Origin of the sequence: Brevundimonas sp. TWP2-1, assembly GCF_049897645.1 — a bacterium.
Taxonomy (GTDB): Bacteria; Pseudomonadota; Alphaproteobacteria; order Caulobacterales; family Caulobacteraceae; genus Brevundimonas.
In genome coordinates, this window is sequence record NZ_JAFCWR010000001.1 from 1,347,160 (window position 1) to 1,372,450 (window position 25,291).

The window sequence follows — 25,291 nt, forward strand, 5'->3', positions numbered from 1 at the left end:
CCGATCCGTTTCCACCCGCATCAGGTCGCAGGTTCGGGGTCCGCTTCGGCCCGGATCGGGCTGACGCGGATCTTGCCGCCGCACGGCTGAAACTCGAACGGCAGGCTGATCGCGGCGGTATCGCCCGGCGCGGTCACACGCAGGGTCGCCACGCTGGGGCAGGACTTCTGCATCGTCTCGTCCGGGACCACGTTCCAGGCCGTTTCGAAATAGGCCTTGGCCTGAGGCGCCAGTTCGACCGGCGTCGGCGCCTGGCCCTGACGGAAATAGCTCCCGGGGCTCTGGTCGGCGCGGATCGAGGTCACGGGGCGACCCCGCGCGTCCTGCAAGGTCACGCCGGGATAGCCGGTCAGGCTGCACGCCTGGCTCCCGACGTTCTGGAGGCTGAAGTTGCGAACCCGATTGCCCGCGCCTGCGTCGCCGCCCTCGGCCGCCAGCTTCAGCTGCGGCCCCTTGCAGGGCATTGAGGCGGGCAGAACCCCGCCCGGCGCAGGCGTCGGGGTCTGACCGGGGATGGGGAGCGGTCCCGGCGTCACGTCGGCGCCGGGGATCGGACGCGAACACCGCTCAAGCACCGCCACACCGGTCGTGCCGTCCGGGCCGAGGCGGCTGAGGGTGCCGCTCTCCTGCCCGTCGCGGGTCGCGGTCCACCATTCCACGCCCGCGCCCAGATAGCGGGCGCCGCTGGCGGCCTGGACCGAGCGCAGGGCATAGGTCTGCTGCTTGTAGGCCAGTTGCGCGGTGTCGCTGTCGACGTACTGGACCTGAAGCGTCGCGCCGCTTTCGCAGGCGTAGCCGACCGACGGCGCATTGGACGCCGGCGCCGCCTGCGGCTCGGCCGGGGCGGTCGGTTGCTCCGGCTGCGGCTGCTGACAGGCGGAGACGCCGGTCAGGGCGGCGATGGCGACGAAAGCGGTCAGGCGGCGCATCATGGTAAAGACTCCAGTTCGATCAACCCAACGGTCAAGCTGGCGAAAGGCTCCGCCGCCGGACCTCAGTGGTCGCCTTTCGGCGTCTCCATCAGTTCGATCAGCACCCCGCCCATGTCGCGCGGATGCAGGAAGACGACCGGCGTGCCGTGGGCGCCGATGCGCGGCTCGCCCGCGCCCAGGAGGGTCACCCCCTTGGCCCGCATCTCTGCGATGGCGGCGTGGATGTCGGTGACCTCGAAACAGACGTGGTGCTGGCCGCCCTTGGGGTTCTTGGCCAGGAAGCCGACGATGGGACTGGTGTCGTCATAGGGTTCGATCAGCTCGATCTGGGCCGTGGGCGTGTCGATGAAACAGACCTTCACCCCCTGCGCAGGCAGGTCGAACGGCTCGCCGATCTTCTTCGCGCCCAGGATGTCGCGATACAGTTTGATCGAGTCCGCGATGGAGGGCGTGGCGACCCCGACGTGGTTCAGGGCGCCGATCATGACTTATCCTCAGTCTTCGCTTTGGAGGGTGCGGGCTGGGCGTATCCCAGCCTCTGGTTCAGCTTCTCGATCAGGTCCACCGCCGTGTCGGCGATGGCCGAACCGGGCAGATAGACGGCGGCCGCGCCCATATCGAGCAGGGGCTGCACGTCCGACGGCGGAATGACGCCCCCGACCACGATCATGATGTCGGGTCGCCCCAGCCGCGCCAACTCGGCCTTCAGTTCCGGCACCAGCGTCAGATGCCCGGCCGCCAGGGACGAGGCGCCCACCGCATGGACCCCCTTGTCCACCGCATCGCGCGCAGCCTCTGACGGGGTCTGGAACAGGGCGCCGGCGGTGACGTCGAAGCCCAGATCGCCGTAGCCGGTGGCGACCACCTTCTGGCCCCGGTCGTGCCCGTCCTGGCCCAGTTTGGCGATCAGGATGCGCGGAGGCCCGCCGTCGTTCTCGACGAAGGTCGCCACCATCTCGCGGGCGCGGGCGAAGCGGGGGTCATTGCCCGCCTCCTTGGCGTAGACGCCCGACACGGTCTGCACCGTCGCCACATGCCGGCCGAAGGCGGCCTCCAGCGCGTCGGAGATTTCACCCACCGTCGCCTTGGCCCGCGCGGCCTGCACCGCCAGCTCCAGCAGATTGGCGGTCCCCCGCGCACCGTTCGTCAGCGCCTCCAGCGCCGCATCGGTCGTCGCCGGGTCCCGCTCGGCCCGCAGCCGTTTCAGCTTTTCGATCTGGGCCGCCAGCACCGCCGCATTATCGACCTTCAGCATCGGAATATCGTCGACGACGGGGTTCAGATATTTGTTCACCCCCACCACCGTCTGCTGACCGGTGTCGATCCGGGCCTGGGTCTTGGCGGCGGACTCCTCGATCCTCAGCTTGGGAATCCCGGCCTCGATGGCCTTGGCCATGCCGCCCAGGGCCTCGACCTCAGCCATGTGGGCGCGGGCGCGTTCGGCCAGTTCGTGGGTCAGCCGCTCGACATAGAAGCTGCCGCCCCAGGGGTCGATGACCCGCGTCAGCCCCGTCTCCGACTGCAGCAGGATCTGGGTATTGCGCGCGATCCGGGCCGAGAAGTCGGTCGGCAAGGCCAGAGCCTCGTCCAGCGCATTGGTGTGCAGGCTCTGCGTCTGGCCGCCCGCCGCCGCCATGGCCTCGACCATGGTGCGGGGCACATTGTTGAACACGTCCTGCGCCGCCAGGCTCCAGCCCGAGGTCTGGCAGTGAGCGCGCAGGCTCAGCGACTTGGGATCGACCCCGCCCTCTTTCCGCACCGCCTCGGCCCACAGCAGGCGGCCCGCCCGCATCTTGGCCACCTCCATGAAATAGTTCATGCCGATGGCCCAGAAGAAGCTCAGGCGCGGCGCAAACCGGTCGATCGGCATGCCCGCCGCGACGCCCGCCCGCAGATATTCGATCCCGTCCGCCAGCGTATAGGCCAGCTCGATATCCGCCGAGGCCCCGGCCTCCTGCATGTGATAGCCGCTGATGGAGATACTGTTGAACTTCGGCGTCTCCTGCGCCGTCCAGGCGAAGATGTCGGCGATGATCCGCATCGAGGGCTCGGGCGGATAGATGTAGGTGTTGCGAACCATGAACTCCTTCAGAATATCGTTCTGAATGGTCCCGGTCAGTTTGGCGTGCGGCACGCCCTGCTCCTCGGCCGCGACGACATAAAGGGCCAGGATCGGCAGCACCGCCCCGTTCATCGTCATCGACACCGACATCTGGTCCAGCGGGATCCCGTCGAACAGGGTCCGCATGTCATATATGCTGTCGATGGCCACGCCGGCCATGCCGACGTCGCCCTTCACCCGCGGGTGGTCGCTGTCATAGCCCCGGTGCGTCGCCAGATCGAAGGCGATGCTCAGCCCTTTCTGCCCCGCCGCCAGATTGCGACGATAGAAGGCATTGGATTCCTCGGCGGTCGAGAAGCCGGCATACTGGCGGATGGTCCAGGGATTGCCCGCATACATGGTCGGATAGGGCCCGCGCACGAAGGGCGCGAAGCCCGGCAAACCGTCCTGATGCCCCAGCCCTTCCAGCGCCTCGGCGCCGTATGCAGTCTCGACCGTCAGCCCCTCGGGCGTCAGCCATGGGTCCCGCGTCGGCCCCTGCCCGGTCGTGTCGAGGTTCAGGGCGATCTTGCTGAAGTCGGGGAAGCTCCCAAAAGCGCTCATTGAGCCGCCTCCTCAAAGGCCGCCGCGAACCGGATCGGGCTCAGCGGTTCGCACACCCGTTCGACCCGCGACGGCGCCGCGTCAGCCGCCTCGACCGGCGCCGGCCGCACCTCCGCATCCACATATTTCGTCACCCCGATGATCTGGGCCGCGCCGTTCGCCAGAGCCGCCTCGCGCAGGGCGCGGGCGCGAGCGATGCGAGGCTGGATCAGCGACCCCTTCAGCGCCTCGACCAGACCGCCCTCGGCCTCGATCATCTGGAACTCGGCCCAGCCGGCCTCGGCCAGATCCCGCGTCCGGGCGTCCAGATACCAGCTCCCCGCCGCCGGATCGTCGACCCGGCCCAGATTGGCCTCCTCCATCAGCACCAGCTGGGTGTTCCTCGCCTGCCGCCTGGCGAAGGCGTCGGACCGCCCGGTCGCGCGGGTGAAGCCGTCCAGCACCACCACATCCGCGCCCCCCACGGCGCCCGCAAACCCTGCCGCCGTCAACCGCAGCAGATTGGGCCAGGGATCGCGCGCCGCCAACATCCGCCGCGACGACCGCGCCTCGATCACGGCCGGTGCCTCCACCCCAAAGGCCCGCGTCAACGCCGCCCAGATCAGCCGCATGGCCCGCACCTTGGCCAGGCTGTCGAAATATTCCGCATCGACCGACAGGCCGACCACCGTGCCACGCAAGGCCGCCTCGACCGACATCCCCGCGTCCACCGCCGCCTTCACATGGGCCACCACGCTGGCGGCCGCAAAGGCCAGCTCCTGCGCCGCCGATCCGCCCGCCTCGTGCGCCACGCGCCCGCTGGCCATGAAGAAGGTCGCGTCGGGATAGGCGCCCGCATGCCGCGCCGCCGTATTGGCCGCCAGGCTCAGATGCTCTTCGACCGAACGCGGCGCCCCGCCCGCCTCGGCGAAGGCCGCGACCGGGTCCATGTGGAACCTCAGCTGGGCGCGCGGCGATCCCTTGGCCACCACCGCCAGGGCGTTGGTCGCATCCGGCCCGTCGATCCCCGCATCCAGCGCCACCGGCGCCAGCTCCAGCGCCACGCCTTCCAGCGCCTGGCCCAGAGGCCCAGAGTCCGCCAGCACCCGCCCCTTCAGCACCACCGAGGCCGCCCCGTTCTCCAGATCGGTCAGCACCGCTTCATTGACCGCCTCGGGATCATCCCCCTCGACCAGGGTCCGCAGATCCCAGGCCCGGCCTTCGGAGTCGGACGGACGCGGCGCGAAGATGGGCTGGACGCCGGTCGCCCCCGCGTACAGCGGACGCGTCACCAACTGGTCGGCGTCGAGCGACATCAGCGACTCGATCGGCCGATCCTTCAACGCCTTCTGGGCCGCCTCGCGCCATTCAAGGGGTGTGGGGGTGGGGAAGTTCATCCTACCGCCCCCTCTTCCACTTTCGTCATTCCGGGCGAAGCGCAGCGGAGACCCGGAACCCAGCGGCGCCGAAGGCGAAATCCATCCGCCGCTCGATGTTTGAAGACCGACTCCGCGACAGGTTCGCGCTCACGCGCGCCGCTGGGTCCCCCGGTCTGCGCCGCGAAGGCGCGGCTTGCCGGAGGATGACGAAAGAAGAGAAGGGCAGGCATCACCCGAACTCCACCAGCACATCATCCGCCGCCACCGGATCCCCGTCCTTGGCCCCCACCGCCTTCACCACCCCGTCGCGCTCCGCCTTCAGGATGTTCTGCATCTTCATGGCCTCGATGATCGCCACCGTCTCGCCGGTCTTGACCGCCTGGCCCACCACCACCGGGATCGACACCACCAGCCCCGGCATCGGCGACAGCACCATCTTCGACGTATCCGCTACCGCCTTCTCCGGCAGCCGCGCATACAGTTCGGCGACATGCGGCCTCAACACCCGCACCCGCGCACGCGCCGCGCGGTGGCGGATATCGAAGCCGTCGGCGACGCGTTTGACCTCGGCGGTGAAGGCCTCTCCGTCCAGCTCGGCCTTGAACTGGGCCAGACCGGGCCGCCAGTCGATGTCCGACAGGCGAATGTCGCCCCCGCCCGTCAGGGTCAGGATCATCTCCTCGTCCTCGTCATAGGACAGGCCGACGCCGTGCGGAGTCTTGTCGATCATCACGATCCAGTCGGTGCGGTCCGACGGATCGCCGTCCTGTTCGGCGATGACCTCGTGCATGGCCAGGGCCGAGGCGATCAGGATCCGCTCCTGCTCCACCGTCGGGCGCAGGCCATGGAAGCCGTCCGGGAATTCGTCCTTGATATAGCTGGTCGACAGTTCGCCCGACTTGAACCGGTCCTGGTCCATCACCGCCGCCAGGAAGGGCACATTATGCCCCAGGCCCGACAGGTGGGTGTCCTCCAGAGCGCGAGCCATGCCCGTCACCGCCGCCTCGCGCGTCTCGCCCCAGGCGCACAGTTTGGCGATCATGGGGTCGTAGAACATGCTGATCTCGTCGCCCTCTCGGACGCCGGAATCGTTCCTGACCGTATAATCCCCCTGATCGCCTTCTTCGGGCTGCTCATAGCGAACCAGCCGCCCGATGGACGGCAGGAAGCCGCGATAGGGATCCTCGGCGTAGATGCGGCTCTCGATGGCCCAGCCGTTGATCGACAGGTCCTTCTGTTCGAAGGCCAGGGCCTCGCCCCAGGCCGAACGGATCATCTGTTCGACCAGATCGACCCCGGTGATCAGCTCCGTCACCGGATGCTCGACCTGCAGGCGGGTGTTCATTTCCAGGAAGAAGAAGCTCTTGTCCTGACCGGCCACGAACTCGACCGTGCCGGCTGAGTCATAGTTGACCGCCTGGGCCAGGGCGACGGCCTGCGCCCCCATGGCGGCGCGGGTTTCCTCGTCCAGCAGGGGCGACGGCGCCTCCTCGATGACCTTCTGGTTGCGGCGCTGGATCGAACATTCGCGCTCGAACAGGTGGACCACATGGCCGTGCTTGTCGCCCAGCACCTGGATCTCGATGTGGCGCGGGTCGATGATGAACTTCTCCAGGAAGACCCGGTCGTCGCCAAAGGCGTTCAGCGCCTCGGCCTTCACCGCCGCAAACCCCTCGGCCATGTCGGCGTCCGAATGGGCCACGCGGATGCCCTTGCCGCCGCCGCCGGCCGAGGCCTTGATCATGATCGGATAGCCGATCTGGTTGGCGATCTTGACCGCCTCCTCCGGCGTCTCGATCAGCCCCATATGACCCGGCACGGTCGAGACCCCCGCCTCGGCCGCCAGCTTCTTGGAGCTGATCTTGTCGCCCATGGCCTCGATGGCCTCGGGGTTCGGACCGATGAAGGCGATCCCCTCGTCCCTCAGCCGCCGCGCGAACCCGGCGTTCTCGCTCAGGAAGCCAAAGCCCGGATGCACGGCCTGCGCCCCCGTCTGGCGCACCGCCTCGACGATCTTGTCCGCCAGCAGATAGGACTGCGCCGCCGGCGCCGGCCCGATCAGCACCGCCTCGTCGGCCATCTCGACCGCCAACGACCCGGCGTCTGCCTCCGAATAGACCTGCACGGTCTTGATGCCCATGCGGCGGCAGGTCTTGATGATCCGAACCGCGATCTCGCCCCGGTTGGCGATGAGGATTTTGGAGAACATTAGTCGGTCCTAGTCGTCATATTTGGGCGAATAATCAGGATCTTGTCTCATTCGCCAGTACTGCGCAAAAAGCGCAAACATTAGCAATTCTAGACCTTTGACGCGTTGGTGAACGTAATCGGTCTGGTCAACGGGTTCGAGGAATGTCCACCCCTCTTCCTCCGCATATTTCAACGCCATAACGGCCTCTAGGCCGTACTCTATTGCTGCTGCGACAGGCCGGATTGCTGCGTCCGCATTGGGCCTTAAGAACGCGGGCCAGTACAACTGATCAGGCAATGACGTAGGAGCGAATAGGTAAGCCATGCCCATTGGGCCGCTTGGATGAACAGCCATCGAATAGGCGTTGAAGTCCGCTGCCGCAGCGCCTGCCGCTTGTTCGGCGTGCTCGTCGCCCAGTCGCTTCCGCAAGAACTCCAACCTAGCTTTTCGAGCTCTACCGCCTGCTATGCTTTGCTTCCAAAACTTCGTCGCCGCTTCTAGGTCCTGATCTATAAAGCCGTCGATTAGCTCTGGCTTCTCAATCAATAAGCAGAGCACATCCACCCGCTCGATGACCTGCCGGCTAATCGCGTACGCCGCTTCGACAGGACCATTTTTGACGCAAGACCGAATGGCAAGAAGATCAGCAGCGAGGCCAGATACAAGCATCGTTACAGCTATTGCGCGGTTCTTGTTTTCTTCATCCTTAGGCAGGAAATGTACAAGGAATATAATGCGGTAGACGAAATACACGATAAGTTCGTCAAGCAAAACGGTCCAAGCATCGAGCCGGTCTGCAGCCAAAGGGTCGTAATACTCATTCCCTATTGTCAGGATTTGGCCGAGTTCAGCCCTGCCCGACACTACATCATCGGGACCTTCATGGAATTGTTTCTTCCAGTCCGAAACTGCATGCAGCGTCGCCTTGTAGAGCTTCCCTCGTCGTGGACGACGAGCGCTCATAGCGGAATATTATCGTGCTTCTTCCAGGGGTTCTCCTGGACCTTGTTCTTCAGCGTCCGCAGCGCCTTCACCAGCCGCCGCCGCGTCCCGTGCGGCATGATGACGTCGTCGATGTAGCCCAGGCCCGCCGCCACGAACGGATTGGCGAAGCGGTCCTTATACTCGGCTTCGCGCGCCGCCAGGGCCGCCGGATCGCCGGCCTCCTTGCGGAAGATGATCTCGACCGCGCCCTTGGCGCCCATGACCGCGATCTCGGCGGTGGGCCAGGCGTAGTTGACGTCGCCGCGCAGGTGTTTCGAACTCATCACATCATAGGCGCCGCCATAGGCCTTGCGCGTGATCAGGGTCAGTTTCGGCACCGTCGCCTCGGCATAGGCGAACAGCAGCTTGGCCCCGTGTTTGATCAGGGCGCCATACTCCTGCTTGGTCCCCGGCATGAAGCCCGGCACGTCCACCAGGGTCACCAGGGCAATGTCGAAGGCGTCGCAGAAGCGCACGAACCGCGCGGCCTTGCGGCTTGAATCGATGTCCAGCACGCCCGCCAGCACCTGGGGCTGGTTGGCGACGATGCCCACCGTCTGGCCGTCCAGCCGGCCGAAGCCGCAGATGATGTTCTTGGCGAAGTCGGCGCCGATCTCGAAGAAGTCGGCCTCGTCGACCACCTTCAGGATCAGCTCCTTCATGTCATAGGGCTGATTAGGATTGGCCGGGATCAGGGTGTCCAGGCTCGGCTCGTCCCGCTCGGGCTCGTCATAGCTCTCGCGCACCGGCGGCTTTTCGCGGTTCGACAGGGGCAGGAAGCCGATCAGGCGGCGCACCTCCGACAGGGCTTCCAGATCGTTCTCGAACGCTCCGTCCGCCACGCCCGACTTGCCGGCATGGACCCGCGCCCCGCCCAGATCCTCGTGGCTGACGACCTCGTTGGTGACGGTCTTCACCACGTCGGGTCCGGTCACGTACATGTAGCTCGTGTCCTTCACCATGAAGATGAAGTCGGTGATGGCCGGCGAATAGACGTCGCCCCCCGCGCACGGTCCCATGATCACGCTGATCTGGGGAATGACGCCGCTGGCCAGGGTGTTCTGCAGGAAGATGTCGGCGTAGCCGGCCAGGCTCTCCACCCCCTCCTGGATCCGCGCCCCGCCGGCGTCGAACAGGCCGATGATCGGCGCCCCGGTCGTCAGGGCCATCTTCTGCAACTTGACGATCTTGGCCGCATGGGCGCCCGACAGGCTCCCGCCGAACACCGTGAAATCCTTGGAGAAGACATAGACCAGCCTCCCGCCGATGGTCCCGCGCCCCGTCACCACCCCGTCGCCGGGGATCCGCTGCGTCTCCATCCCGAAGTCGTGGCTGCGGTGCTCGACGAACATGTCGGTCTCCTCGAAGGAGCCCTCGTCCAGCAGAACGTCGATGCGTTCGCGCGCCGTCAGCTTGCCCTTGGCGTGCTGGGCGGCGATACGCTTTTCCCCGCCGCCCAGTTTGGCGGCGGCGCGACGACGCTCCAGTTCTTCAAGGATGGCTTGAGTCATGATCGGTTTAGGCCTCGTGTTCGCTGCGAAAGGCGTGGCGCCTTCATCACAAATTGGCAAACGCAACTTTGCAAAAGATGCGGAACTGCGCGGACTTGCAAAGGCGGCGACGATGAACTGCAAACTTGCGAATGGCTGAGAAGCTTTTTCTGGGCGCCAAACTGCGCAAGCTGCGCGAGGCGCGCGGCTGGACGCTGGAGGCCTGCGCCGAGCGGCTGGGCCTGTCGCCGTCGTATCTGTCGCAGATCGAGACCAATCAGCGCCCGGCCACGGCCCGCGTCCTGATCGCCCTGACCCGCGCCTTCCACATCGACGCCAGCCTGTTCGACCTTGAGGGCGACGCCCGCCTGATCGCCGACCTGCGCGAGGCCACCACCGACATCGCCGGCCCGGTCAGCGGCGGCGCCGAGCCCCCGACGGCGGCCGAACTGAAACAGGCCGTCGCCAACACCCCCCGCCTGGCCCATCAGTTCCTGGCCCTGCACCAGGCCTTCCGCCAGCTGGACGAGCGGGTGAAGGCGCTGGACGACACCCTGGGCCGCGACGAACTGGGCGCCCGCGTCGCCCTTCTGCCCTATGAGGAGGTCCGCGACTTCTTCCACTACCGCGACAACTACGTCGACAGCCTGGACACGGCGGCCGAGGCCCTGGCGGCCGACATCCCCCAGGACGGCCCGATCGAACGGGCGCTGGAGACCCTGCTGGCCGACCGGCACGGGGTGCGCACCGTCTATGTCGCCGGCCAGGAGGCCCTGCGCCGCTACGACCCCGCCAGTCGCATCCTGAGCCTTGACGCCTGGCAGCCCGGCGCGACCCGATCCTTCCAGCTGGCCCACCAGCTGGCCCTGCTGTCCTTCCGCGACCTGATCGAGACCGAGCTGGATCAGGCCGCCTTCCGCACCCAGGCCGCGCGCGACGTGGCCCGCGTCGGCCTGGCCAACTACGCCGCCGGCGCGCTCCTGTTGCCCTATCGCGCCTTCCTCGAGGCGGCGCGGGCGGAAAAGCACGACATCGACCGGCTGCGCACCCGCTTCCAGGTCAGTTTTGAACAGGTCTGCCACCGGCTCTCGAATCTGCAACGGCCCGGCTGGCGCGGCGTGCCCTTCTATTTCGCCCGCGTCGACATGGCCGGCAACATCACCAAACGCCACAGCGCCACCCGCTTCCAGTTCGCCCGCTTCGGCGGCGCCTGCCCCCTATGGAATGTCCACGAAGCCTTCGCCACGCCAGACCGGATCGGGGTCCAGCTGGCCGAGATGCCCGACGGCTCGCGCTACATCTCCATCGCCCGCAGCGTGTCCAAGCCCAGCGGCTCCTACCTGGCCAACGACCGCCGCTACGCCCTGTCCCTGGGCTGCGAGGTCGAGCACGCCGGATCCCTCGTCTATGCCGCCGGCCTGGACCTGAACGGCCCCGCCGCCCGGATCGGCGTCAGCTGCCGCATCTGCGAGCGCACCGACTGCACCCAGCGCGCCTTCCCGCCCCTGGACCGCGCCCTTCACGTGCCCGAGAACGAGCGCGGCGTGGTGCCCTATGTGCTGGATGGCCCGCGCTTCGACCGGCCCTAAAGCGTAAGGAACACGCGCCGCGACAAGCCGTCGCCAAGGGCGTGTAAGACTTGACACCGGTTACCAGCCTCCTCTTCCTGATCGCACAAGCGCGCAAGGCGCGGGAGGAAAGACCGATGAAGCACGCCCTTTTCGCCATCGCCGCAGCCGCCGTGCTGGGCGCCTGTTCACCCCCGCAAGAAGACAAGGCCGACGCCGCGCCGACGGCCCTGCCGCCCGGCCCCGAAACCCAGATCTCCGACGTGTCGCCTGCCGATCTGCCGCCTGCGCTTGCGGCCCTGATCCAGCAGACCGTGCCGGGCATGACCGTCGCCGAGGTCGAACGAAAGGAACGCGAGGGGCGCGTCTATTACGATGTCGAGGGCGCCCGGCCTGACGGGTCCGAGGTCGAACTGGACATCCAGCAGACAGGCGACCGGTTCGAGGTTGTGGAAATCCAGCGCGACGTCGCCTTCGCCGACATGCCCCAGACGGTCCAGACCGCCGCCCGCGCCGCCACCGGCGCCTTCGCCCCTGAACGCATCATCGAAAGCCGTCAGACGGATGGCGGCGTGATCTACGAACTGTTCGCCGCCGGCCAGCCTGCCGAGCCCGCCATGGAAGTCCGCTTTGAAAATGGTAAGGCGGAGGTCCTCACGGAACGCTGGCCGCACTGACATGACCACACACACACCCATCGGCGTCGCCGTCGTCGGCTACGGCCTGGCGGGCCAGACCTTCCACGCCCCCCTGATCGCCGCCACGCCCGGCCTGGCCCTGACCGCCGTCGTCTCGTCGCGGCCCGAGGCGGTTCACGCCGACCTGCCGGAGGTCGAGGTCCTGCCCGATCTGGACGCCGCCCTGGCGCGCGCGGACATCGGCCTGATCGTCGTCGCCACCCCCGACGCCCTGCACGCCGAACAGTCGATCGCCGCGCTGAAGGCCGGCAAGTCGGTGGTGGTGGACAAGCCCTTCGCCGCCACCCTGGCCGACGCGCAAGCCGTCGCGTCCGTGGCGACCGCCTCGCCCGGCGTGTTCAGCGTCTTCCAGAACCGCCGCTGGGACGCGGACTTCCTGACCCTGCGCCGCCTGATCGCCGAGGGCAAGCTGGGCCAAATCGCCGTGTTCGAAAGCCACTACGACCGCTTCCGCCCGACCGTCACCGATCGTTGGAAAGACCAGCGCGACGGCGGCGTCTGGGCCGACCTGGGGCCGCACCTGATCGACCAGGCGGTGCAGTTGTTCGGCGCGCCCCAGGCCGTCTACGCCGACCTCCAGGCCCAGCGCGTCGGCGCCACCGCCATCGACTACGCCCACGTCCTGCTGCGCTACGACCGGCTGCGGGTCATCCTGAACGCCGGGCATCTCGCCGCAGAATCCAGCCTGCGCTACGTCGTCCACGGCACGGGCGGCAGCTTCGTTAAACACGGCCTAGACGCCCAGGAGGGCCAGTCCAAGGTGGGCCTGCGCCCAAGCGACGCTGACTGGGGCCTGGACCCATCGCCCGGCATTCTGACGAAACATGTCGATGGCGAGATCGTCGCCACCACCCCGACGCCCGAACGCGGCGACTATCCCGCCTTCTACGCGGCCATGCGCGACGCGATTCTGGGCAAGGGCCCGCCGCCGGTGACGGCGGATCAGGCCCTGACGGTCATGCGGATCATCGACGCCGGTCGACGCAGCGCGGCCGAGCGTCGCGAGATCGCCCTCTAGCTCTTCTTGCGGCCCTTCGACGCCGCCGCCGGCGCATGGGCCAGCCGCAGCAGATTGGCTGCGCCCGGCGCCCCGAACGGCGTGCCGGCCAGGATCAGGATACGCTGCCCCGGCTCGGCCAGGCCGTATCTGACCGCGCTGTTGACGGCATCGTCGGTGACGGCCTCCAGCGAATCCGGCTGTTCACCGAGGCGCGGTTCCAGCCCCCACACCAGGGCCAGGCGACGCGCCGTATTGGGGTTGGGCGTCAAGACCAGGATCGGCTTCAACGGCCGTTCCCGCGCCATCCGCCGCGCCGTTCCGCCCAGGGTCGTGAACACCACCAGACAGCCGGTCGAGGGCGCGCTGGCCGCCATGCCCGCCGCTCCGACCAGGGCGTCCACGTCATGCTCGTCCATACCGGCGTGTTCGGCGCCCATCAGGCTGGGCCACATCGGATCGCGTTCGACCCGCTCGATGATCCGGCTCATCATGCCGACCGATTCCAGCGGATAGTCGCCCGACGCCGTCTCGGCCGACAACATCAGGGCGTCAGCGCCTTCATAGACGGCGTTGGCCACGTCGGTCGCCTCAGCGCGGGTCGGGGCCGGCGCGCTGGTCATCGATTCCAGCATCTGGGTCGCCACGATCACCGGCACCCCGCGATTGCGGGCGGCGCGCACGATCTGCTTTTGCGCCACCGGCACGTCCTCGGGATCCAGTTCCACGCCCAGGTCGCCGCGCGCCACCATGACCCCGTCGCAATAGTCGAGAATGGCCTCCAGATCAGCCAGGGCCGCCGGCTTCTCGATCTTTGCCAGGCAAGCCGCCTGACCGTTCACGATCCGCTTAAGCTCGGCCATGTCCTCGGGCTTCTGGACAAAACTCAGGGCCACCCAATCGACGCCCATCCTCAGGGCGAAGGCCAGGTCCTCGCGGTCCTTGGGGGTCAGGGCCGAGACGGGAATGACGGCCTCGGGCACGGCGACGCCCTTGCGGTCCGACAGTTTGCTGCCGCTCTCGACCGTCACATCGGCCCAGTCGTCAGCCCGTTCATTGACCCGCAGCCGCACCCGGCCGTCATCCAGCAGCAGCAGCATGCCGGTACGCAGGGCCTTGAAGATTTCCGGGTGCGGCATCTGCACCCGCGTCTCGTCGCCCGGCGTGGGGTCCAGATCGAAGCGCATGGTGTGACCCGGCTTGACCGAAATCTCGACGTTCTTGAACCGGCCCAGCCGCAGCTTGGGGCCTTGCAGGTCGGCCAGAACGCCCAGCGGTCGCTGCAAGGCCGCCTCGGCGCCGCGCACGGCCTTCAGGGCGGCGGCGTGATCCTCATGCGACCCGTGGCTGAAGTTCAGGCGGAACACGTCCACCCCAGCCTGGGCCAGGGCCTTGACCATGCCGGGCGCACGGCTTGCGGGCCCAAGGGTCGCGACGATGCGGGCGCGGCGGGCTCTGTTCATGGACGTTTCCTGTTGGCTCTGATCGCCATCCGTTTGGACGACTTGGGCGCTTTAGCCCCTTCTGCCAACGAAACCTTTTCCACGTAAGGCCGCAGCCCCGCCGGGAAACACGAGTTTACGACCCCGAAACAGGAGTTTATCGCGCCGCCGCCTCCACCGTCGGCGCGCAAGCGCCCACCGCAAACCCGTTCAGATCCATGCAACGGCCCTCGACCACCGGCGTCGGAACCCCGATGACATGGGCCAGGGTCGGGGCGATATCGACCGTGCGGATGGGTAGGAACCGCTCGTCGCCCTGCGCGCCAGGCCACCAGAAGATGATCGGCACGCGGCGGTCATATTCCCACGGCGTGCCGTGACCGGCCAGGGTCGAGCCGACACGCCCGCCGGCCGTGGTGTTCTGGGCCCAGGCGAACTGGATGTCGGGCGAGCGCTCGGCCACAGTCGACAGGCGCATGCGCTCGCGCACCGTCATCATCTCCGGCTGGCGGCTGTCGGGCAGAGGCTCGGCCAGCAGCCGGTCTCGCGTCTCGGCGAAGGCCACGTCTGGCAGGGCGCGCAGCATCTCGACGGCGGCCTCGGCGACCTGGGTGCGTAGCGGATCGGGCAGGGACTTGTGCTCGGCGTCGGCGACCATCCAGCCGCTGCCGCCGGATTGCAGCGGATCAGCGGCCAGATTGAAGCGCGTCTTCAGCGCCGCATTGATGGTCTTGATCGCATCCATGTCTGCCCGGTGCGCCTGGGGATAGCCGTGCTCATGCAGCCGCTCGACGAAGTCCGAACCACCATGATCGGCCGTCAGCACCACCAGCGCCCCGCCCGAAACCTGGGCCAGCTTGTCCAGGAAGGCGCCCAGCGCCGCGTCCAGCCGGTGCATCTGCTCGCACATCTCCGGCCCCTGGGTGCCGTACATATGGCCGATCCGGTCCGTCGCCGACAGGCTGACGCCCAGCATGTCGGTGGTCTCGCCCTGCCCCAGCTTCTGACTTTCGAGCAGATATTCCGCCGCCTTCAGCGTCTGCTCGTCAAGCAGCGGCGAGGTGTCGAACTTCAGCCCTGCCGGCGGCAGCACGGAATGGAAGGTCTGGCCGCGAATGGTCCAGTCGCCCGCCAGCGCGCGGCACTGTTCGTTCTGATAGTCCCAGGCCACAGGCGTCGCCGCCGCCCAGGCCTTGAACTGGTTATTGAAGCCCGCGACGGGCGCCAGCCTGTCCTGCGCCGTCTGCCCCGGCTCGACATAGGTCGTCAGGCCGAAGCCGTCGGTGAACCAGAAGGCCTGGCCCTGGTGGCCGGCTAAGTTGATCGCGCCGCGATCCTTGCCCGACACCGCCATGACCTTGCTGTCCGGGCTGACGGTCTTCAGCCAGTCGCCCAGTGTCGTGACCCGCAGCTGATCCGGCCCCACCGGCCCGTTGTCGGTGTCGTCACGGCCGTGCGCCAGATGGTTCTGCGGCGCGGCCAGGCAATAGACCTCCTTGCCGGTCTTGCCGTCGATCCAGTCGTTGGCCGGAATGCCCGTCTCGACCGGATGCATGCCCGTCAGAATGGTCGAATGGCCGGGGCAGGTCTCGGTCAGGCCGTGGGTCTGATAGCCGTTGATCGACACCAGCCCCTGGTCCGCCAGACGACGCAGACCCCCGCTGTAGCGGCTACGATACTGATTGAAGAGGTTGGCGCTGAACTGGTCCACCACGATGGTCACGATCAGCTTCGGCGGCGTCAGGGCGGCGACGGCAGCCTGCGGGACGACCTGCTGAACCGGCGCCTCGGCGACGGAGGCGCAGGCGGCGCCCGCCATCGACAGGGCGGCCAGGAAGGCGGCGGCGGCATGACGCGACAGGGACATGAAGAACTCCAACAACAGGCGACCGGCCTCTAGCCGCCGCGCATGGCGGCCGCGTGACAGGGCGTCGCTCTTTAGTGCGATTCCTGCGAGCGCAACCGCGCGACCTGATGCAAGACCAACACCACCAACCCGCCGACGATCAGTCCGATCACGGCCGAGGCCACGGCGGTCGTCAGCCAAGTCATAGCCCCCTTCAGCGGCCCGAACACCTGTCCGACAGCGTGGGCCAGATGCTCTAGCGGCACAGCCGGCCAGTGCAGACCCAGCGTATGCGTCCCGTGGACCAAAATCCCCCCGCCGACCCACAGCATGGCGGCGGTGCCGATGACCGACAGGGCGCTCATCACCACCGGCATGCCCTTGACCAGGCCGCGGCCCAAGGCGCGCACGCCGCCGTTCGGCCGCTGGGCCAGATGCAGGCCGATGTCGTCCATCTTCACGATCAGACCCACCGCGCCATACACGACGACCGTCATGGCGATCCCAACCACGGCCAGCACGGCCGCCTGTGTCAGGATCGGCTGGGCGGCTACATCGGCCAGCGCGATGGCCATGATCTCGCCCGACAGGATCAGGTCGGTTCTCACCGCCCCCGCCACCGTCGTCTTCTCCAGCGCCGCCGCGTCGCCGATGATCGGCGCCGCGTCCTCATGTCCGCCGTGCCCGAGCGCCTCCAGCAACTTCTCGGCCCCCTCGAAACACAGGTATGTCCCGCCGCACATCAGGATCGGCGTGATGGCCCAGGGCGCGAAGGCGCTCAGCAACAGGGCCGCCGGCAGGATGAAGATCAGCTTGTTGCGGAACGACCCCAAGGCGATCTTGCCGATGATCGGCAGCTCGCGGCTGGGCGAGAGGCCCATGACATAGCGGGGCGTCACCGCCGCATCGTCCACCACCACCCCGGCCGCCTTGGTCGAGGCCTTGCCCGCCGCCGCACCGACGTCATCCAGCGACGCCGCCGCCAGCTTGGCGATGCCCGCGACATCGTCGAGCAGCGCGATCAATCCGGACGGCATGGCTCAGTCTTCCCGGCTGGGCGGCACGTTGACGCCTTGCGATTTCAGATAGGCCTTGATGTTGCGGGCGGCCTGACGAATGCGCTGCTCGTTCTCGACCAGGGCGATGCGGACGAAGCCCTCGCCGTTCTCGCCATAGCCGACGCCGGCCGCCACCGCGACCTTGGCATGGGTCAGCAGCTGCTTCGAGAACTCCAGGCTGCCCAGATGCGCCAAAGCGGGCGGCAACGGCGCCCAGGCGAACATGGAGGCGGCGGGTTTGGGGATGTCCCAACCCGCACGGCCGAAGCTCTCGACCAGCACGTTGCGGCGGCGATGATAGAGTTTGCGGTTCTGCTCGACGATGTCTTGCGGCCCGTTCAGCGCCGCGCAGGCCGCCGCCTGGATGGGCGTGAAGGCGCCGTAGTCGAGATAGGACTTCACCCGCGTCATCGCCGCGATCAGCTTCTTGTTGCCGACCGCGAACCCCATGCGCCAGCCGGCCATGCTGTAGGTCTTCGACAGCGACGTGAACTCGATGGCCACGTCCTTGGCGCCCGGCACCTGCAGGATCGAGACCGTCGGCTTGCCGTCGTAGTAGAGCTCCGAATAGGCCAGGTCGCTGATGATCCACAGGTCGTTGGCCTTGGCGAAATCCACGACGCGTTCGTAGAAGGCCAGGTCCACCGTCTCCGCCGTCGGGTTCGACGGATAGTTCATCACCAGGATCTTGGGCCGGGGCACGGTGAAGGCCATGGCCCGCTCCAGCGCCTCGAAATATTTCTCGTCCGGCGTGGTCGGCACGCTGCGGATCGCGGCGCCGGCGATGATGAAGCCGAAGGTGTGGATCGGATAGGACGGATTGGGCGCCAGGATCACGTCGCCCGGCTCGGTGATGGCGGTGGCCAAGCTGGCCAGCCCCTCTTTCGAGCCCATGGTGACGATCACCTCGGTCTCGGGGTCCAGATCGACGCCGAAGCGGCGACCGTAATAGTTGGCCTGGGCGCGGCGCAGGCCGGGAATGCCCCGCGACGCCGAATAGCCGTGGGCGTCGGGCTTGCGCGCCACCTCGATCAGCTTGTCGATCACATGCTGGGGCGGCGGCAGGTCGGGGTTGCCCATCCCTAGGTCGATCACGTCCTCGCCCGCCGCACGGGCCGCCGCGCGCATCGCATTGGTCTCGGCGATGACATAGGGCGGCAACCGCTTCATGCGGTAGAATTCTTCGGACATGACAGGCTCGTCGTTGTGGTCTTCGGCCGGGGGTCGGCCGTCTCTAGCGATTAGCGCGCCTGCGGTCCCACGCAACAGCGTTGAAGGTCATTTTCACCCGCTGGACGGACGAAATCTGCGCCTCGCGCAAAAACGCGGTCGGAAAAGGCGTGTTCTGTTGCGATCAATAGCTCAAGCGCAAACCGACGCTGACCGTGCGCGGCGGGCCGTAACCGGCCACGCCCGTCCCCGTTTCGGACACCTCGACATCGGTATCGAACAGATTGTCCGCCGCCAGCCACAGGGTCGTGCGCGGGTTCAGCGCCCACTCTCCCCGGGCGTCCAACGTGACGGCGGCGTCCAGAACGCGGCTGTTCAGGTCGTCGTCGAACCGGCTGGATTCGTAACGCGCCGCCAGGGCCAAGGTTAGTTGGTCGGTCGCCCGCCAGTCCAGCCCGGCGGTCGCGCTCCACTCCGGCGCCTGGGCGGGACGCAGGCCGGTCAGTTGCGCGGCGGCTGATCCGCCGTCGATCTCGGCGTCGGTCCAGGACAGGGCGGCGTTCAGCGACACCGCCGACGACAGGTCCACGGCGCCGTTCAGCTCCACACCCCAGGCGTCGATGGTCCCGGCGTTCTGGCGCTGGCGCAGCACCCCGCCCGCCGGCACGAACCCGGCGCGCGGGAAGGTCCCAGGCCCGGCCCCGATCGTCACATTGACGATGGCGTCCTCGATCTGGTTCCAGAACACCGTGCCGCCCCAGCGCACGCCGTCGCGGTCGAACGCCAGCCCGGTCTCGATCCCCTTCAGTGTCTCGGGCGTCAGGGCGGCGTTGGCCTCGGTGATATCGTTGCCGACGCGGAACGGCCGGTGCAGTTCGTTCAGCGTCGCCGGCCGGAAGCCGGAATAGGCCGCCGCCCGCGCCGCATAGCCGCCGCCCAGATCACGCCGAACGGCCAGGCGCGCGCTGACCACTTCGCCCGACCGATCCGGGTCTTTCTCGTCCAGCAGAACAGCCCCGGTCGCCAGAGTGTTCTCGTTGCGGAAACCGCCCGTATTTTCCCACCGATCCACCCGCAGACCGCCCGCCACCAGCCATTCGGCCGCCGTCCAGGACGCATCGACATAGGCCCCGGCCACCGCCGTCTCGCCGCCCGCGCGACGACCTCTGGCGAAGCCTGCGCCCGTGGGGTTGCTGAACAGTTCGTTGGTCTCGCCTTCGTTGAACCGCGCGTCGGCGCCCACTTCCCACTCAAGGCGACCGCCCGCGAACTCCGCCATCCGACGACGCAGGGCGGCGTTCAGCCCCCATCCGGTTGCGGGCGTCTTGTACTGGTCGTTGGCGGGCGTGGTCGTCGCCCGGTCGGCCGACACCGAGTCCGAACTGTTGGCCAGGTTGCTGTCGATCCGCCAAGCCTGCAGCCGCCAGCCATAGCCGTCGGCCGTCGGCGCCTGGGCGGCCGTAGCGCTGAGGCTGTGGCCGCTGGCGTTGGCGCGGGTTCCGGCCAGGCCCGATCCGCGATCCTCTTCCCAGGTCGCCGCCCGCACCGACAGGTTCGCCTGTCCAAGCGCCGTATCGACCCGAAGGGCCGCGCTGCGACTGTCGAGATCCAGGGGCGTGTCAGCGGCCCCCGCTGCCGATCCCCGCACGGGCACATAGCCGTCGCTGACCTCGCGCAGTCCGCTTAGCGTCACCGCCACCGGGCCGAACCGCGTAGACGCCGACCCCGCCGCGCGCAGACCGCCGCGTTCGGCGGCCGAGACATCCAGCACCCCACCCTCACCCCGCTCACGCAGAGTGATCGTCCCGGTCAGGGCGCCCGCGCCGTATGGCCCGGATCCCGCGCCCCGGATCACGTCCAGACTTTCCAGTGATTCCGGCGTGGCCTGGGACCAGATGACCCAGCCCCCGAACGGATCGTTCAGCGGCACACCGTCCAGCAGGACCAGCGTCCGTCCCGCCCCCGACGGCGCGATGGCCCTCAGCGATATGCCCTGTGTCGTTGGATTGGCCGCCGCGCTAGTCGTACGTCGAAACAGCGACACCGCCGGCACGGACCGCAGCGCCTCGTCCAGGCGCATGGATCGCGACAGCACCTCCTGATCGATGCGCACGACCGAAAATGCAGCATCGGCCGCCGCAGGCGGCAAGCGGGCGGCGGTCACCACAATCTCGGGCAAGGCGACGGGCGCGATGACGGGGGGAGGAACGTCCTGGATCATGCGCCGTCACTAGGGGCTGGCGGGCTCCCATCAAAGCTTGGCCTTGCAATAAAGCCCGGCAAAATCGCCAGACTGGCGATTGGCAGATCACTTGCCGCTCGATAACAACCCCATGGAGCAATCCGAGGGGAAGCGCGTGGGTCTGGGAACGGTCGTAAGGGCGCTGATCTTCGGCAAGGACGCCGATCGCAAGCGACGATCCGCCAAGGCCGCCCGCATCCGCAGCCTGCCGGACCGGCGCTTGATGGCCGACAGCTATGTGCCCGCCCTGGCGGCCGACGGCGGCCGCATCCTGTGGGTCGGTTGCCGCGAATATACGCTGGACGATTATGCCGCGCTGGAAGCCCACGGCGGCGAAGTCTGGACGACCGACATCGACGCGGCGGCCGAACGCTGGGGCCGCGAAGGTCGCCACCGCACCGGCGACGTCTGCGAGGCGGATCGGCTCTTCTCCGACATGACCTTCGACGCCATCGTCTGCAACGGCGTGCTGGGCTACGGCGTCGACAGTCCCGAGCAGCAGCGAAAGGCGCTAGAGGCTCTGGCGGCCATCCTGCGTCCCGGCGGGCGGCTTCTGCTGGGCTGGAATACTGACAAGATCGACGATCCGGTCGCCGCCGGCCTGACCGAGGCAAACTTGGAGCCGACGCCGCTGGGCGATCAGCCGACGCGCGTTCGGTTCGACGCCGTGACCCACGTCTACGACAGCTTCGTCCGTAAGGCTTAGGCGGCTATCCCTGCAGTCTGGGCTGCGACCCGTGTCGCGGCAGGAACCATAACCAGCGGGCCTTCGCCGCCGAACGGTTCGACAGAGACCGGTCGGACAAGGCCTCGCGTAGCGCATCCAGTTCGGCGGCGCGGGCGACGGGGGAATGCACCCGCTCCACGAAATCCTGACCGCTGCGCGCCAGGGCCAGGCGTTCCGCCGGATTTTCGACCAGTCGGTTCATCGCCGCCGTCAGGGGCGCGGCGTCCTCGACCTCGACATAGACCGCGTGGTCGCCGCTCGCTTCCCGCAGCCCCCCTCGCCCCGACGAGATCAAGGCCGCGCCCGCCGCATGGGCCTCCAGCGCCGCCAGCCCCAGGGCCTCACGAACACGCGACGGCGTCACGGCGATGGCCGCGCGACGCGTCACGGCCCTGACCTCGGTCAGGGACGCCGACTTGTGGATCTCGACCCGGTCGCCAAACCGGTCCAGCGCTTGGACCAGCGGCTCCGCCCAGTCCTGATGTTTCTCCCAATCGCCCAGCATCAATGCGCCGCGCCAGTCGGGATGGCGATCCAGCGTCTCGGCCAAGGCCGTGCAGAACAGGTCCAACCCCTTGTCCCGCATAGCGCGACCGGAGAAGAGGATCAGGTTTTCGCTGACGTCCGGAGACGCACGCCAGGCCTCGACCTCGATGGGATTGCATACGGAGGAGACCCGTCCGGCCAGACGCGGATAGTCCGCCGCGAACTCCTGGCCTGCCGCCTGACTAACGAACACCAGCCGGTCGAAACGCGCCAGGCGACGGCCGTAGCGGAAGGCCTCGATGGGATTTTTCGCCGGTTTGATGCGGGTGTGGCGATAGAGGACGTGGGTCGCGCCCGGGAACTGGCGCGCCAGTTCAGACGCGGCCTTCAGCTGCTGATGATATTCGACGATGTCCGGCGACAGCGCCTTGAGGATGGCCGCCACCGCTTCGTTGCGCGCCTTGCGGCCCAGCCCGGCCGGCACAGTCAGCATGTTCAGGTCCGCGCACGGCGCCGCGCCCGCATCGCAGATCAGGGTGACCGAACGATTCAACCGGCTGTGCGCCGACAGGGTGCGAACCACCGTCTCCATCGAGTTGGCCTTGTCCGGGCAATAGGTGCAGCCTCGCGGCAGAACGACGGCGATACGCATGGTCTAGCCTTCCTTGCGAACGCAAGCGGTCGCGAAAATCTGGGGGTGAACGACAGCGCCTGTCGCCCGCCGGCCGCGCGGGCCGTTAAGGCCCAACAGGCGGCGCGCCTTGAACCCGGCCTTCAGCCAGGGCTCCGCCGGCGACTGTCGAATGCCCTTCACGTCGATGAAGGTGACGTCGCCATGCCCCGACAAGGTGTGGAAACCGTCGGCGAAGCCCTCAATCAGATCGCCCGCCTCGAACCGCTTCACGACCGAGGCCGAAAAGATTTCCGGCGTCAGGGCGTCGATCCGCAACAGATTGATCGCCGCGCCATAGGTCTCTGCGCAGTCCTGGACCGGCAGATGCAGGGCGCCGTCGTGGACGAAGGCCGAGCCACCGGGCCGCGAGGTCTGAAAGCCGCTGATCACCGGATTGCCGGAATGCGCCGTCCAGGGTCCGGTCAGGCTGTCGGCCCAAGCGATATGAAGCTCGCGCATCGCCCGATCGTCGGGTCCCGGCAAGGCGTGGAACATCCACCACCGGCCGTCGTGCTTCACCACCGTCGCATCGATGGCCGCCGCCTCGCCGATACGTGCGACCGCCTCCCACTGGTCCGGGAACCGCACGCAGCGATACAGGATCAGCCCGCCGCTCTTGTAGCCCTCAGGCAGCATGTAGAGTTCGCCGCCGTCCTCGATCAGGGTCGGATAGGACAGGTGCCAGGGCTCGGCCAAAGCCACGCCCTGGCCCACCAGCCGGTCGTCAGCATCGTACTGGCGATAGTGAATCTCGCCGCGGCGCACGTGATAGTCGAACGCCTCGACGAAGACGGTCAGCACCCCGTCGCGCGTGATCCCGAACGGGTCCGCCACATAGGCGTGCGGCCCGCAGTCCGGCAGCCACGTCACATCGTCCGCGCGTGGGGCATGGTCAATGAAACTGCTTAAGGGACGGCGGATGAAGCCCGAGCGCCAGATATCGAACATGACGACGTCCTAGCCGACCGAAAAGGCCGGGGCCGTCGTGCCGTCGTATCCTGCAAACGCGCGCATCTCGATCCTGCCCGTCGCCGACACGGCGCCTTCATGACAGGGACGCCGCCGACCGGCCCTTGCCTCAGAAAAATCGTCACGGCATGGAGGGTCATGGCCTGCCTTGGCCGAACGAGAGGATTTCGCCCGTTTGACCGCGCCCGCCGCGCATCCCCTGGTCGCCGCCTATCTGGAGCAGCGCGAAGACCTGGCCAGGTTTTGCCGGGCGCGGCTGGGCGGTGCGTCGGGCGATGTCGACGACGTGCTGCAGGACGTCTACCTCAAGGTCTCGGCGCTGGATCCCGACCCGCCGCCCGACAACCCGCGCGCCTTCCTTTTCCGCCTGACCTCCAATCTGCTGATGGACCGCTGGCGTTCCAGCCAGCGGGCGGCCAACCGCGACACACAGTGGCGACAGATCAATCACGAGGTCGGCGCGGCGGAAGATCTGGACGCCGCCCCCTCCGCCGAGGCGGTCGTGGCGGGCCGCGAGCGGCTGGCCCGGCTGGTCGCCGCGCTCGACACCCTGCCGCCCAAGACCCAGACGATCTTTCGCCTGCACAAGTTCGACGGCGTCAGCTACGCCGACATCGCCGCCCAACTGGGCGTTTCGCGCAGTTCCGTCGAGAAACACATGATGGACGCCCTGCGCGTTCTGGCCCGAAAGGTTCAGCCATGACCGGCGGCGATCCGCGACCTAGCCAGGCTATTTGTGGAGGCGCGCCCCATCTGGCGGCGTCTGTCTATCAGGAGGTCCGTCATGCGACGGGCGTCCGGGCTAGGATGGCATGACCGCAAGCGACGACATCGAGGAGAAGGCGCTGCACTGGTTCGTCACCCTGCTTGACGAGACGGCGCCCGAATCCGCCTGGCTCGATTTCCAATCCTGGCTGGAGATTTCGCCCGACCATGCGCGCGCCTATGACGCCGTCGAACGGTTGTGGATCGATCTGGATGCAGCGGATGCAGCGGCGATCAGCGCATCGCCCCTCATCGACCTGTCGGCCGCCCGCGAACGTCGCGCACGCCGTCGCTCGCCTTGGCTGAGGGCAGGCCTCGGCATCGCCGCCAGCGTGACCCTCGCGGTCGGCCTGTGGCTCTGGATGACGCCCGACGGCCAGACCTACGCCACCACAGACGCCCCGCTGTCGGTCGCCCTGGAGGACGGCTCGCACGTCTATCTGAACCGCCACTCCCGGCTAGACGTCCGCTTCGACGACGACAGGCGATCGGTGTCGCTCGCCGAGGGTGAGGCGGCCTTCGACATCGCCCACGACCCGGCCCATCCCTTTGTGATCGCGGCCGGCGATCGTCAGGTCCAGGTGTTGGGCACCGCCTTCAACGTGCTGAACCACGGCGACAACTTCGCCGTGGCGGTCCAGCGCGGCGTCGTCGCCGTGACGCCCGCCAACGCGCTGCAACCCGTGCGCCTGACCGCCGGCCAGACCCTGGAACAACGGGGTCGTGCGACGCCGCGCATGAGCAGCGTCTCGCCGGATCGCGCCTCCGCTTGGCGCAGCGGCGTGCTGGTCTATCGCGACAGCCCGCTGAGCGATGTGGCCGACGATCTTTCGCGTTATCTTGACAAACCAGTCGTGCTATCGACGCCCACACAGGCGCTGCGTTTCACCGGCGCCCTGCGTGTAGGCGACGAGGCCGTGATGTTGCAGCAGCTCCAGGATTTCGCACCCGTTCGCGTCGAGGTCTCGACGTCCGAAGTCCGCATAAGCGCGCGTGGCGCCCGCTGAGGCCAGGCGGCCTCCAAACTCCG

The 25,291-nt window shown here is 67.8% G+C and carries 21 protein-coding genes; 7 read left to right on the top strand and 14 right to left on the bottom strand.

Annotated elements, in window-relative coordinates:
- Nucleotides 1–20 precede the first annotated feature (20 nt).
- From ACP7BH_RS06765 to ACP7BH_RS06795, 7 genes are all read right to left on the bottom strand, one after another.
- Entirely contained in the window at nucleotides 21–932 is a 912-nt protein-coding gene (locus ACP7BH_RS06765; RefSeq protein ID WP_425982759.1) for a DUF4232 domain-containing protein, read from the bottom strand.
- A 62-nt stretch (nucleotides 933–994) separates the two neighbouring features.
- Entirely contained in the window at nucleotides 995–1,417 is a 423-nt protein-coding gene (gene mce, locus ACP7BH_RS06770) for a methylmalonyl-CoA epimerase (protein ID WP_425982757.1), read from the bottom strand.
- The gene (scpA, locus tag ACP7BH_RS06775; protein ID WP_425982755.1) at nucleotides 1,414–3,597 is read right to left on the bottom strand and encodes a methylmalonyl-CoA mutase; all 2,184 of its coding nucleotides are present in this window, start codon (nucleotides 3,595–3,597) and stop codon (nucleotides 1,414–1,416) included. The genes mce and scpA overlap by 4 nt, the downstream gene beginning before the upstream one ends.
- Complete coding sequence (locus tag ACP7BH_RS06780) at nucleotides 3,594–4,973, bottom strand: methylmalonyl-CoA mutase family protein (protein WP_425982753.1); 1,380 nt, start codon at nucleotides 4,971–4,973, stop codon at nucleotides 3,594–3,596. Before ACP7BH_RS06780 ends, scpA begins: the two co-directional genes overlap by 4 nt.
- Before the next feature lie 211 nt (nucleotides 4,974–5,184).
- The gene (locus ACP7BH_RS06785) at nucleotides 5,185–7,164 is read right to left on the bottom strand and encodes an acetyl-CoA carboxylase biotin carboxylase subunit (RefSeq protein WP_425982751.1); all 1,980 of its coding nucleotides are present in this window, start codon (nucleotides 7,162–7,164) and stop codon (nucleotides 5,185–5,187) included.
- 9 nt (nucleotides 7,165–7,173) lie between these two features.
- Nucleotides 7,174–8,109 carry a hypothetical protein gene (locus ACP7BH_RS06790; protein ID WP_425982749.1) on the bottom strand — a complete coding sequence of 312 codons (936 nt, stop codon included), beginning with the start codon at nucleotides 8,107–8,109 and terminating at the stop codon, nucleotides 7,174–7,176.
- Complete coding sequence (locus tag ACP7BH_RS06795) at nucleotides 8,106–9,641, bottom strand: acyl-CoA carboxylase subunit beta (protein WP_008259414.1); 1,536 nt, start codon at nucleotides 9,639–9,641, stop codon at nucleotides 8,106–8,108. Before ACP7BH_RS06795 ends, ACP7BH_RS06790 begins: the two co-directional genes overlap by 4 nt.
- On the opposite strand from ACP7BH_RS06795, the gene ACP7BH_RS06800 reads away from it, so the two are divergent.
- The 4 genes from ACP7BH_RS06800 to ACP7BH_RS06815 all read left to right on the top strand — a co-directional run bounded on the left by ACP7BH_RS06800 (nucleotide 9,640) and on the right by ACP7BH_RS06815 (nucleotide 12,904).
- Nucleotides 9,640–9,780 (top strand): hypothetical protein, encoded by a 141-nt coding sequence (locus tag ACP7BH_RS06800; protein ID WP_425982747.1) that lies wholly within the window; start codon nucleotides 9,640–9,642, stop codon nucleotides 9,778–9,780. The genes ACP7BH_RS06795 and ACP7BH_RS06800 overlap by 2 nt on opposite strands.
- Nucleotides 9,773–11,209, top strand: a complete 1,437-nt coding sequence (locus ACP7BH_RS06805) for a helix-turn-helix domain-containing protein (protein ID WP_425982745.1) — start codon at nucleotides 9,773–9,775, stop codon at nucleotides 11,207–11,209. The genes ACP7BH_RS06800 and ACP7BH_RS06805 overlap by 8 nt, the downstream gene beginning before the upstream one ends.
- Before the next feature lie 116 nt (nucleotides 11,210–11,325).
- Entirely contained in the window at nucleotides 11,326–11,865 is a 540-nt protein-coding gene (locus ACP7BH_RS06810; protein ID WP_425982743.1) for a PepSY domain-containing protein, read from the top strand.
- A 1-nt stretch (nucleotide 11,866) separates the two neighbouring features.
- The gene (locus tag ACP7BH_RS06815) at nucleotides 11,867–12,904 is read left to right on the top strand and encodes an oxidoreductase (RefSeq protein WP_425982741.1); all 1,038 of its coding nucleotides are present in this window, start codon (nucleotides 11,867–11,869) and stop codon (nucleotides 12,902–12,904) included.
- On the opposite strand, the gene pyk is transcribed toward ACP7BH_RS06815, so the two are convergent.
- The 5 genes from pyk to ACP7BH_RS06840 all read right to left on the bottom strand — a co-directional run bounded on the left by pyk (nucleotide 12,901) and on the right by ACP7BH_RS06840 (nucleotide 20,620).
- Nucleotides 12,901–14,346 carry a pyruvate kinase gene (gene pyk / locus ACP7BH_RS06820; protein ID WP_425982739.1) on the bottom strand — a complete coding sequence of 482 codons (1,446 nt, stop codon included), beginning with the start codon at nucleotides 14,344–14,346 and terminating at the stop codon, nucleotides 12,901–12,903. The two genes, ACP7BH_RS06815 and pyk, sit on opposite strands and share 4 nt — an antisense overlap.
- 136 nt (nucleotides 14,347–14,482) lie before the next feature.
- A complete protein-coding gene (locus ACP7BH_RS06825) occupies nucleotides 14,483–16,192 on the bottom strand; it encodes an alkaline phosphatase family protein (RefSeq protein ID WP_425982738.1) in 1,710 nt (569 codons plus the stop codon).
- A 71-nt stretch (nucleotides 16,193–16,263) separates the two neighbouring features.
- Nucleotides 16,264–17,208, bottom strand: coding sequence for a DUF808 domain-containing protein (locus tag ACP7BH_RS06830; protein WP_425982736.1), 945 nt, complete (start codon nucleotides 17,206–17,208; stop codon nucleotides 16,264–16,266).
- 3 nt (nucleotides 17,209–17,211) lie between these two features.
- Nucleotides 17,212–18,420: an LL-diaminopimelate aminotransferase gene (locus tag ACP7BH_RS06835; RefSeq protein ID WP_425982734.1), complete on the bottom strand. Its 1,209-nt coding sequence runs from the start codon at nucleotides 18,418–18,420 to the stop codon at nucleotides 17,212–17,214.
- 163 nt (nucleotides 18,421–18,583) lie between these two features.
- Complete coding sequence (locus ACP7BH_RS06840; RefSeq protein ID WP_425982732.1) at nucleotides 18,584–20,620, bottom strand: TonB-dependent receptor; 2,037 nt, start codon at nucleotides 20,618–20,620, stop codon at nucleotides 18,584–18,586.
- Nucleotides 20,621–20,756: 136 nt separating this feature from the next.
- Between ACP7BH_RS06840 and ACP7BH_RS06845 the strand changes: the two genes are divergently transcribed.
- Nucleotides 20,757–21,347 (top strand): class I SAM-dependent methyltransferase, encoded by a 591-nt coding sequence (locus ACP7BH_RS06845; protein ID WP_425982730.1) that lies wholly within the window; start codon nucleotides 20,757–20,759, stop codon nucleotides 21,345–21,347.
- A gap of 4 nt (nucleotides 21,348–21,351) precedes the next feature.
- Here the strand turns inward: ACP7BH_RS06845 and ACP7BH_RS06850 are convergent, their stop codons facing one another.
- Nucleotides 21,352–22,506: a glycosyltransferase family 4 protein gene (locus tag ACP7BH_RS06850; protein ID WP_425982728.1), complete on the bottom strand. Its 1,155-nt coding sequence runs from the start codon at nucleotides 22,504–22,506 to the stop codon at nucleotides 21,352–21,354.
- 3 nt (nucleotides 22,507–22,509) lie between these two features.
- Nucleotides 22,510–23,475, bottom strand: a complete 966-nt coding sequence (locus ACP7BH_RS06855; protein WP_425982726.1) for a glucosamine inositolphosphorylceramide transferase family protein — start codon at nucleotides 23,473–23,475, stop codon at nucleotides 22,510–22,512.
- A 196-nt stretch (nucleotides 23,476–23,671) separates the two neighbouring features.
- Between ACP7BH_RS06855 and ACP7BH_RS06860 the strand changes: the two genes are divergently transcribed.
- Entirely contained in the window at nucleotides 23,672–24,199 is a 528-nt protein-coding gene (locus tag ACP7BH_RS06860) for an RNA polymerase sigma factor (RefSeq protein ID WP_425982724.1), read from the top strand.
- Between the two features lie 109 nt (nucleotides 24,200–24,308).
- On the top strand, nucleotides 24,309–25,268 hold the full coding sequence (locus ACP7BH_RS06865) for a FecR family protein (protein WP_425982722.1): 960 nt from the start codon (nucleotides 24,309–24,311) through the stop codon (nucleotides 25,266–25,268).
- Nucleotides 25,269–25,291: the final 23 nt, after the last annotated feature.